The sequence below is a fragment of the Actinoallomurus liliacearum genome, assembly GCF_039542035.1.
GTDB classification, from domain to species: Bacteria; Actinomycetota; Actinomycetes; order Streptosporangiales; family Streptosporangiaceae; genus Actinoallomurus; species Actinoallomurus liliacearum.
The window spans coordinates 335,308-347,387 of sequence record NZ_BAABHJ010000003.1; the positions used below are offsets into that span (position 1 = coordinate 335,308).

Sequence of the window (12,080 nt, forward strand, 5' to 3'; positions counted from 1 at the left end):
GGAGCTGCTGGAGCGGCACGAGGAGTCGACGGCCTACCTGACGCCGCTCCTGGAGGACGCGCGTCACGGGCTCCAAGAGACGGAGGAGGTCCTCGCCGCCCTCCGCGTCGCCGGGCGGGACGCCGGGGCCGGCGACGCGGCGCGCTGGACGGCGGACGCCGTACAGGAGGCCATGGACCGCCTCACCGCGTCGGAGTCCGCCCTGGACGGGCGACGGGTGAACCTGGCGTACCGGCGGTGGCAGGCGCCGTCGATCGAGCAGGCGATCCAGGGGCTGCACGACACGCTGTCGGCGGCCGGGGACGGCGCGGTCTCCCTGGCCGTCACCACCCACGCGGACGGCACCGCCGGGCGGTTCACCGTGGTCGCCGACCAGGGCGAGATCCGGTGGTTCGAGGCCGTGTCCGGACTCCCGGTGCGGCCCCCGGAGAACGCCGGGCGGCTGTACTCCCTCGACCTCGACCGGAACGGCCTGCTGCTCGGCCCGCCCGCCGGGCTGGACGGGCCACGGTCACAGGTCAGGTCGTTCACCTCGGTGCGCGACCTCGCGCTCGCCTCCGTCACGGACCACCTGAGCTCCGGCCTGGCCGGGCAGGTCGCGCGGCGGACGGAGGCTCATTCACGGCCCACGCTCGACCGGGCACTGCTGGCGTTCGAGAACCGGCTCGTCGACCGGAGCGCGAGCATCGCCGCGCTGACGGACACTCCCCGGCCGCCCATCGTCAGCCTGGACACCGCGCGGCGCGGGGACGTGCCGGACGACGCGTACCTCTACCGGAACGAGCAGGGCCACCACGGGATCGGACCGTCCGACGCGGAGGTGGAGGGCTGGACGCCGCTGGGCCCGCTGGCGGATTTCATCCCGGTCTTCTGGCTCAACCACGGCACGCCGGCCCGGCCCGTGACCGTTCAGGACGTCGCCCGCACCGGGCTGGGCGCGGCGGTCCGGTTCCTGGCGGAGGCCGGCGACCGGACGTGGGAGGAAGACGTCGTACGGGCGATCGAGGAACGCCCCGACCGGCTGGCCGAGGAGGTCGACCGGATCCCGGACGACCTGCCGCCCGGGACGTGGGTCTGGTTCGTCGGCCCGTCCCGCATGGGGGCCGTGGCGGTGGTCACGGACCCGGCGGGCGCCACCAGGTACCGCGTCCTCCTGGCCGGCTCGGCCGCCCCGCGCGAGACGCGTTCCCGGGTGGGACTGGCGCCGCTCGACAACGGCCGGCACACGCTCGTCGTCTCCCGGCCCCGCACCGCCGACGACGTTCAGCCGCCTTCGCCCTACCGGAGCCTGCGGCAGCGGACCGAGGTGTCGGACTTCCACATCATCGAGGTCAACGCCATCCTCCGCACCCTCGGGTACACCGGCGGCCCGGTGGATCGCGCCCGGGTCGAGCAGGCGCTGCGCGACCCCGAGCTGCCGCCCGGCCCCACGGACCCCCGGGGCCTGGCGAACGACCTCGCGCATTGGATCGCCTTCGATGGGGACCTGGCGAAGATGCCCAGGCTGCGGGGCGGCTCGGACGCCGCGGGAGGCATCCCGGCCGTGACCGGGCTCTCGGGGTCGTCGTCGAGCGGCAACCCCATGCCGGTGACGGTGGTGCGGGGGCCGGTCGAGGAGATCTCCGAGGAGGAGCCGACGGAGGACCTCTCCTCCGTGTCCTCCGAGGACGAGGTCGAGAGCGTGACCGGCGACCATCGCCAGGTCGCGCCGCCCGCTCCCGTCCGGCATGTTCGGTGGGCCGACCAGCAGGGCGACACCACCGCCTCGGAGGAGAGCGGCTCGGAGTTCGAATCGGAGGAGTCCGAGGGCGACGAACCGGAGCCGCTGTCCCTGGACGAGCTGCTCGGACAGGCGCGCGTGGGCGTCGTGAACGACCGCCCGGTGGCGCTCTGGCTGCCCGGAGCGCCCAGGGACGTGGCCTTCGACGAGGCGACGGTCGCGCTGCTGGGTGACCTGGTGCCGCCGCAGACGGTGTTCGTCCTGGGCCGGGTGGAGAACGGCGCGCTGATGGCCGGCGACCGGCCGATCGAGCCGACCACGCTGATGGGGCTGCTGGCCGCCCGCGCCCCAGGGCACCAGCCGTTCCTGCTGATGCCCGGATCCGGGGAGATCGCCACGTCGCTGGCGGACCTGAGCGGCGGGCCGGTGCTGGCCGCGCCGCGCGGCGTGCGCTTCGACCCGGCCAGGGGCACGCTGACGGCCGTCGGCAGCGGCAAGGAGGCGATGCGGGGGTCGGAGCCCAAGCCCTCCTCGCCTGACGGGGCCTACGTCGGGCGGTTCCGGATGTACCTGCCGGGCGAGTCCGCGAGCACGCCGATCCACTCCGAGCTGACCGGCACGGCAGTCGGGGAGCACGGTACGCCGCCGGCCCCACCGGAGCGGGCGGTGATGCGGCCGGTGATGGTGGATCCGGCGGCCCGGTCCATCGGGGTGCCACGGGTGGGCCTGCCGTACATGGCGCAGGTGCTCACGGCGGTCCGGCGCGCGCTCACCGCGTACGGGTTCCCCCCGTCCGAGAAGGACATGGTGGGCCTGGTGCAGCGGCTGGTGAGCAACTTCACGTACACGCTCGGCGACAGCGGCGACGACGCCAACACCAGCGGCCTGATGGTGCCGTTCGGGGACGTCGAGCTGCTGGTGACGTTCGACCCCACGGATCCGTACACCGTCGACAACATGGCGGGCTCCACGACCCGGCCGGCCACCCTGCCCGCCCCGGAGGGCGAGAACGTCGGCTACGAGACGATCAACGCGGCGTACACGACCGGCGCGCACGTCGAGACCCACGCCGGCCAGACGGGGGCGACGCGGGGCGCGCTGTCGCTGACGTTCGGGATCGGCGCGGCGCCGTACCTCGTGCTGCAGGTCGTCAAGGTCGGCGTCGGGGTGTCGGGCGTCGCGAACCAGTCGAACCGCAGCACGAGCCATATCGCCGACGCCGAGGGCGGCCACGTGGAGGACGCCCGGATCGATTCGAATCTGGTGGCCTACACGCCGAACATCGCGCTCAAGATCCGGGTCGACCCGAAGAAGGGGCAGGCTCAGGACTGGGAGCACATCAAGCCGTTCCGGATCCAGGACCCGGGCACCGAGAAGCTGCTGCTGTGGATGCCCGAGCCGTACCTGAAGGCGCCGGCGGCCGACCAGGTGACCGCGACCGGTGCGGGCGTGAAGTCGACCAAGCTGCCGCCGCACTTCTACGCGTCGGGCCTGACGAACCTGCCGAAGCTGTTCGACGAGGTCATCGGCGTCCTGGCGTCGCAGGGGCTGCAGCTGAGGATCGGCAGTGTGCCCCGCGCGGAACTGCTGCAGAAGCTGTGGAACCTGAACACTCACCTCGACAAGGCGATCAACGACCGCAAGCAGGGCTACTCGTTCACGCTGCACGACAAGCGCGGATCGGTCCTCGCGGTCGTACGGCTCCACGGCGACCGGCTGCCCCAGGCGCGCCGGGTCGGCGCGACGAGCGACAAGGTCCACATCGAGAACGTCCGCACCGGCATCCGCGGCGTGAGCAGCGGCCACAGCCTCTCCAACTCGACCAGGTGGACGGTGCCGAGCGTCGAGTTCGACCTGGCGCCGCTGCCGCTGCAGGCCGACGAGTTCGGTCTGGGGATCAGCGTGGCGGCGCCGTACACCGACGCGAACTCCGAGTCGCTCTCGGGCGGCCGCGTGGGTTTGAACGTCGTGGTGCCGAGGGCCACGGGGCACACCACCGGAAACGACATGCGGCTCGGCCTCTACGGCGTGGCCCACGTCCGCGGCGCCAAGACGTCGTCCTCGAGCCTGACGAGGACGCCGGTGGTCCTCAGCCGCGCGCTCATCCGGGCCACCGAGACGGAGGCGCTCGAGCACGGGCTGCCGGTCGACAAGGAGGCGTTCAAGGAGGCGCCCGAGGGCAGGACGGTGCCCTACCGCGCCGACGCGCTCCGCGACACCGGCCGGCGGACGGAGGACCCCGAGACCAAGCAGCCCCCGTCGTACCTGCTGAAGCACAGGGGCATCGGCACCGGCTGGGCGCAGCCCGAAGAGTCGACCGTCGAGGCCCTGTACGACGCGCTCGCGACGCGGCTCAAGGCCCACGGCTTCCTGCCGGAGAACGACGACGACCCGTTCGCCGGGGAGCACTTCTACACGCACGGCAACAAGGTGCTCAGCCGCCTGGACGGCCAGGACCAGCTCCGCAAGTGGATCTCGCTCTGGGGGCTGAGCTCCTACTGGGACGTGGCGCACCAGGACAAGTACACGTTCACCCTGCGCCTGCGCCGCGGCGGCGCGGGCATGGACCTCGACGTCGACTCGGCCAAGGTGACGATCGGGATCACGGAGCGCGTGGAGGCGCCGCCGAAGTACCTCCGGTCCACGGACGCCTACACGACGGCGAACCTGCCGATGGCGATGGACAGCGCCGGGCAGTCGGCGACCCACACGCGCAAGATCGCGATCGGTATCAAGTTCAAGACGCTGTTCCGGTTCATGAAGACGGCCCTCCTGGGGGTGGAGTACCAGCGCACCGTCGGGGCCACCGACGCCGTGAGCTTCCTGAGCAACGTTCCCCAACTCCTCGAGATCCCCGGGCTGCTGGACGTGTGGGAGGTGACCTACGACCTCCACGCGAAGATCGAGTTCCAGCACTCCGGCCGGATCGGGAACATCGCCAAGGGGCGGCGCGACGTCACCCTGCCGCCCCTGCGCGATCAGAAGGCCACGGCGTACCTGATGCCGTTCACGGAGGCCGAACAGCCCTCGCCCACCGACCTGTCGCCCCGGGAGGTGATGCTCCGCGAGAAGTGGACGCCGGCCGAGGCCCTGGAGCAGGCCGTGGTCTTCCATCTGGACGCGACCGGCCTGACGCCGGCGGCGGCCGCGATGCTGAAGGGCTTCACCGGCCCGGCGGGAGTCGCGGACCGCGAGGTGAGCGCGTTCGCCGGTCTGTTCATGGTCAAGGCGCACCTCAAGGAGATCCTGAACGGCGAGTACACCACCGACGGGCCGTTCGATCCGGGGTGGTTCCGCGACCTCTTCGGCGCCTTGGACCTGTCCGGCGACCTCGGCCCGTCCCGGTTCATGGGCGCCACCTCCGATCCGTTCGTGCTCGGCCTCATCTACCTGTTCCTGCTGGAGAACAGGCTCAGCACCAAGGACTCCCACGGTTTCGGCTGGGAACAGTTCGACCTGGCGTTCGGGAACGTGGCGGGGGAGGCGAGCCTCACCGGCGAGTGGGACTTCAGCCGGAGCTGGCAGTGGAACACCTCGCGAGGGTTCGGGCGCGGAGCCGCCAAGGAGCTCATCCAGATCAAGGTCGGGCGTGCGTTCCTCTACCAGGCGCCCGCGAACTTCACAGTGCGGGCGCGGCAGGAGGCGCACGCCAAGCTCCTGCCCTCCAGTCTTCACCGGCCGGCCCCGCGCCAGGTGAACGGCCGCGACGCCATCTACATCCTGGTCGAGCCGGACGGGCTGGCCCAGTACGCAGACACGGTCCTGCCCGTGTCCGACGCCCAGCTCACCGACTCGCTCACCCGGTGGAGCAGGGGTGAGCTGCGGCTGCCCGGCGACGTCGCCGCCGGCGTGCTGACCCGCTGGAAGAACGATCTGGCCGAGCGGCCGAACCCTCCGAAGGACCTTCTGCGCTTCGTCGCCGCGCGGGCCGCCGAGCTGGCCGACGTGCACGACTTCGGCGGCGCCCGGGTGACGGACCCGGGCGTCAGACGCGCCTTCACCGACGCGTTCGAGCTGCCGCTGGCCGAGCCCCGGGCCGCCGACCCGTACATCGAGATGCCCGATGACCTGGTCGCCTACGCCGAGGGCGGCCCGGCGCTGCCCGGGGAGCGCCTGGCCGAGGCGCTGAACGCCTGGCAGGCCGGCGACCTCGCGCTCAGCGGCGACGTGGCGGCGGGGATCCTGCACCGCTGGACGACCGACGGGTCGTACACCCCGGAGACGCTGCCGGGGGTGGACGGCGGCGAACTGGTCCGGACGGTGGCCTTCCTGCACACCCAGGGGGCGGCGCCCGTACGGGACGGCGACGTGCGGACACGGTTCAAGGAGGCCTTCGGGCAGGAGCTGGGGGAGCCGCCGATCCCGTTCGAGGAGATCGAGCTGCCGGAGTACCTGGAGCGGGAGGACCCCGGCCTCGGCTTCCACGGCGTCGAGAGCTTCCGCTTCGCGAACGGCAAGTCGACCTACCAGATCGTTCGGGAACAGGTCGACAAGGTCGCCCCCGGCCTGCTGACGGCCGGCGCCGCGCTGTGGGACGCCAAGCACCGGGTCATCGGGCGGATGCAGGGCGGAGTCGACGCCCTGCAGGGGATGCTGGGCAAGGGCCGGGACCTCGCGCTGCTGGCGAACCTGCTCGCCAAGGGCCGGGACCAGGCCCTCCTGGGACCCTCGCCGGCCGAGGACGGGTACTCCTTCTACCTGGTGAACCCGATCGGCTGGCTGCTGTCGGACATCGTCGAGATCAACCTTGACCTCCGCATCGCGTCGCCGAAGGTGCGGGACTTCGTGCCGAACACCGCGACCGAGGTGTACGAGCACCAGTACCGCACCACGGCCGAGTCCCACTCCCGGGACGGATCGCAGTCCTTCACCTTCGCCAAGCTCGGCACCGGCGGGCAGCAGCAGACCACCGGTGGGGACGCCGTCGACGCGAAGACCTCCGAGGGCCATCACCGCGGAACGACCCGGACGGACCAGGGAGTCGTCGAGCAGACGGTCTACGGTGGCGCGCACTATCTGGTCGGGATGGAACACGAGCTGACCGTGACGGTCCGGCGGCTGGACCCGACCGGCCGCCCGCTGGTCAAGACGCTGAACGCGGAGTTCGACCACTGGACCCACCACAGCGCGACCAGCACCGTCACCGAGTCGGGCACGCTGGTGATCCAGATGCCGCGCTCCCTCGCCGAGGGCCGCCGCCTGCGGGGCCCGCATCCGCTGCCCGACCTGACGCGGCTTCCGGAACTGCCGGTCAACGCCTACATCACCGAGGCGATGATCGACGACGCCCTGCCGATCGGCATGAAGCTCCTCAACGAGATCTTCCAGCCGAGCCGGATCGAGGTGCTCCTGGGCGCCACCGCCGACGACCCCCGGACCCGCAAGAGCCTGTCCCTGCCCGTGCTGCTGTCCCGTCTGCACATCGTCAACAACGTCCGCGAGGCGTCCGGTGCGGCACCGCTGAAGCTGGCCGAGAACCTTTTCGTTCCCGGCCATTCCGAGGAGCGGGCCGAGATGTGGCTGCACGGCGACCTGAGCGGGCTCGAGGTGATCGGGCGGATGAAGGAGGGGACCGGCACCGGCCGCTACAACAAGCACCAGAGCGGCACCACCGTCAGCGCGAGCAGCGACCACACGCGGGTCGTGGGGGACGCCTCGCTGAGCGCGCACGGCCCGATGGGGGATCACACCCCGGCCCACTCCTGGGAGACGGGGACCTCGAACAACCGTGTCACCTCGTTCAACGACGCGATGGCGGGCACCGAGAACTACCGCCGCGAGCAGCACGGCAAGGAACGCAGTCCGCTCTTCCTCGTTCGGATGCGCTTCCGCGGGCGCCTGTTCGCCGACCGTGCGGATCACCACCTGTTCCGCAGGCCGACGCCGACGGGGCGGTTCGTCAGCGATCCGTTCTTCGGCGACGTCTACGCGGAGATCTCCCAGGCGCAGATCGAGGGCCTGCTCGCCCGGCGCGAGGAGGCACGGATCCGCCTCCAGGCCCGGCCGGAGTCGCTGAACTGGCCCTCGATGGACCAGGCGCCGCGGTTCGACCTCGCCCCGCTGCTGACCGACGCGGCGAGCCGGCACACCGACCCGATCCGGGCGTACCAGACCGTCGCCCGCCACATCCGCTGGCAGGCCGGCCCCGGCCGGCCGATCGTCCTCACCGCGGACGCGCTGGACCTGGCCGCACAGACTCACGAGGCGGTGTTGCGCTGGGCGGTGCGGACGATGACCGCCGACCTGGCCGCGATCCGGCAGATCGACCCGATCGCGAAACCCGCCGCCCTCGTCCGCTACGAGCGGCAGGTCGACGGGGCGCGGCCGGTCACCGGTTCGGTCGACTCCATTCAGCAGGCCACGACCGACGTCATCAGGACCGTCAACGCGCTGCACGCCCAGCGGCCGGACAATCCCGAGGGCCGGCCCGCCGGACTCCCGCCCGCCGTCGCGGACCTGGGACTGCACCCCGTCTACGTCGGACGGGACACCGCCTACGCGCTCGCCGCGCACGTACGCGTGGACATCACCCGGGGCGACGGCTCGGTGCACCAGACCTGGATCGACCCGAACGGCGGCATGTACGCCTTCGACCCGGTCCTCACACGACCGGACTGGGGAACCCGCGCGACGCGCGTCTTCTCGCCGATCACCTCGCGGACCCACTTCTTCAGCGCCGCCGTCGCCGAGACCCACGGGCTGCTGTCGTCCGCGCAGCGGGCCGAGGCGGACGTGTACGGGCTGGACCGCAGCGAGATGGGCCGGATCTACCTGACCGCCCCGGTCCGCCAGCAGACGTTCGAGCAGGCGTTCAACGCCGAGATCACCGCTCGCCGGGATCGCCTGGCCGACCTGAACCTCGAGCTGCCGGCACTGCTGTACGACGCGGCGGCCGTCCACGCGTTCTGGCGGCAGGAGACGGAGGCGCGCCGGCGGCGGCAGAACGCGGACGATCCGCTCGGCGGCCTCCTGGAGCTGTCCGAGCAGATTCACGAGGCCGAGTGGAACGAGGAGGACGCCGCCCGGATCGTCGAGTCGCTGCGCACCGCGGCCCGCGGCGGGCACGGTGGCCACGCCTGGACGCCGGAGGAGGTGTCGGAGCTCGGCGGCCGGCTCGCCGCGCTGGCCGCCGCCCAGGAAGCCGCGACCTCCGCTGCGGAGACGCGGACACCGGCCCCCGGAAGCGGCACGACGAACCCGTTCGCGGGCACCGGCCGGACGAGCACGGTCATCGGCGCCCGCCGGACGGGTACGGACACCGGCATCGGCCGGACGGGTACGGACGCCGGGACCGGCCACACCGAACCGGCTCCTGGATTCCGTACGGCCGACCCGCTGCTGCGCACGAGCCGGACGGCTCCGGTCGCCGGCCGGTCGGGCACGCGCACCGCCGGCGAGCGGGAGATCGAGCGAGCGGCCGCGCGGGCACTACGGACGGAGACGGAGGCGTTCGACCAGGCGCGGCTGAACGCGGAGCTCAGCGCCCGGAGCCTTCGGCCGGTCGAGGTCCCCGCGGATGACAACTGCTTCTACCACAGCCTCATCGCCCTGGCCGCTCCGTACCTCGCCCGGGAGATCCCCGGCCTGCGGAGCACCCGGCCCGGCAGCCGCGAGTCCGTGCAGGTGGTGCGGAACTGGCTGGCGGACCGGCTGGAGGCGGATCTCGCGGTGGCGGGCGATGGCCTGCTCTCGCGGTACGCCGGCTTCTTCCACGAGTCGGGGGACGGAACCTCCTTCGCGGACTGGGGACGTGCGCTGGTGGACCAGATCCGCCGGATGGACAGCTGGCGCAACGAGACGGGCGACCTCATCGCGCACCTGGCGGCGAACGAACTCGGCCTGCCCGTCACGGTGATCCAGGATCGGTACGTCACCCGGCTCGGGCCGGCCGGCGCCGCGCGGGTCAACTTCATCCGAACCCCGGGCCACTTCAGAGGCGCCGAGAGCACCGACGAGGACGCGCCGGAGATCCCGTGGGACCTGCTCCGCCCGGCGCCGCCGACGCCCGCCGACCGGTCCGCCCGCCAGTTCGAGGTTATCCGCGGGTCCGTGGAACGACGCGTCGAGCGTGCGGGCACCGACTACCGGGACCTGCGGGAGCGTCTCGATCCGGACGTCAGGCCCGCGATCGACGCGCAGGCGCAGGAGATGGTCGACCGCTTCTGGACCGCCCACGCGGCGGGCGGCCACGTCGACGTGCCGGCGCACCGCCGCGCACAGCACCGGCTCGACGGCATGCGGCGCGCGGCGGCCGACCTCGAAGGCCTGATCCGGAACCTCCGCGGGCAGCTCGGTGACCCGCCGGCTCCGGAATCGTCGAACCAGGGCGTACGGGCCGGCAACACCGTGTCGGACCACCTCGTGAGCGAGGTCAACTCCCAGCTGGCCCGGCTCGGCGGCGCCTGGCTCGGCGGCCGGGTCGACCGCGGGGAGGTCGAACAGGCGCTGCGCGACGTCCCGCGCCACGGCCCCACGGACCACCGAGGACTGGCCACCGACCTCGCCTATCAGATCGCCCTCGATGAGGCACCGCGGGTGCTCGGGGGCGGGCAGGGCACCGAGCACGAGCGGCCCTACCTCGTCCACGTTCACAACGGCGCGCGGTTCGGCGGCAGCAGGGAGGTCCTCGTCTACAACCGGAGGACCGGCGTCAAGGTGGAGACCGACACCGGCGGCATCTACACGGCCGGCGGTCGTTACTTCGAGTCGAAGAGATCGGCGCGGGCGTCGAGGCGGGGACGGGTCAGGGACCAGAACGTCACGATCACCGAAGTGGTCACCGCGATCGAACGGGTGCTGCCCGGCGAGGAGAATCGTCACGACCCCGAGGTCGTGGAGGCCGGGGCCCGCGACGTGGAGCGGCGGCTGAACAACGCGGTGCGCCTCCGGGACGGCGAAGGCGGGCGCGATGCGCGCGGCAGCACCCTGAAGGAGCTGTTCGGCGACGACCCGGACTACCAGTACGGGCCCCGGGCGGACGACGTGACCATCCTCCGGCCACCCGGATACGTGAAGACGGCCGGCCTGCACCTCACCGAGGGAGTACCGGTCGCGTTCACCCCCGCCTTCCTGGTCGAGGCCCAGAGGTTCACGGACCACAGGGACATGACCAGCGCGCTGCGGGCGGGCCTGCGGTTCGGCGCCGAGGTGACGCGGGCCTACCTGAACGAGGATCTGGGGCAGCGCGTGGGCCGGTTCGCCGTGCCGGCGATGGAACACGTGCCGGGCGTCGCGGAGGTGCGGACGGCGGCGCTGCTGCTGAACACGCACGCGTACGCCGTGGCCCACGTGTTCCTTTATCACGACGGACTGGCGAAGAACCGCGTGTACGGGGTCCTGCGCACGTCCTTCGCCGGCATCCGCGAATCATTCTGGGACGATGTTCAGGAGTTCTTCGAGGCCGGCCGCGACCAGATCCGTGCCAGGCTGAAGACGGATCTCAGTCACCGGCTCGCCTCGGCCATCAGCCGCTACGAGCAGCGCCGACGCGCGTCGAACGAGCGGCCGCTCGATCTGTTCGAATACACGCTGAACGACAAGACGATGACCGTCGGCGACTACGCCGACAACATGCTGCTGCCGCTGAACCGCGCCCGCGTCCTCGTCGAGCAGTACGACGCGATGAACGTCCGGACGGACTTCCGCAGCACGGACGACAACAGCGGCGCCCTCGCGATCGACTTGGCCGTGCTGGAGATGCGCGAGGTCGGCCCGCAGGAGGCGACCCTTCGGGAGGAGATGCGCACCGCCCGTGCGTTCGCCGCGCTCGCACGGCGGTTCTACGCGTGGGCCGAGCGGGTGGAGCACAACATCCGGACCGCCGAGGGCCAGGCCTTCAACCAAACCCTGGCCGCGGCGGTGCGGGCGGTCAGCGCTCACAGTCCCTCCGGCGGGGACCTGGTGACGACCGTTCGCGACCTCCTCGACTCGATCGCGCGCAGGACCCCCGAGGTGGTCGTCGATCCGATCTTCCGCGAGAACGTCACCAGCAACCTGCAGGCCGATGCGGTCGTGGCGCTGCACACCCTCATCCACTACCCCGGCGCCGACGCCGCCCGCGGCGTACGGTCCGCGCTCGCCGCGATCCGGACCGCCCTCGTCGACGAGCGGCACGCCGGCTCGGTGCGCGCCGGCCGTCGTGACCTGGACCACGTGCGCCGGCGCGTCGACGAGGTGATCGACGACCTGCGCGCGTACGAACGCCGGCACCGGGTCCCGCGCGGGGAGTACGTGAACGACGCGGCGCTCACCGTCACCGAGCCCGTCGCTCCCGAGACATCGGCGGAGACGACCGAGCCCGTCGCTCCCGAGGTGTCGGCGGAGATGGCCGGGGCCCTTGTGCCTGTTCATGCCGGTGGTC

The 12,080-nt window shown here is 72.2% G+C and carries 1 protein-coding gene (running past one end of the window); it reads left to right on the top strand.

The window, feature by feature from the left end; translation table 11 throughout:
* The coding region annotated (locus tag ABD978_RS07210) for a protein-glutamine glutaminase family protein (protein ID WP_345350341.1) crosses the window boundary (this coding region is incomplete at its 3' end): on the top strand, positions 1-12,080 show 12,080 of its 51,679 nt. Its footprint begins 39,599 nt before the window's first position.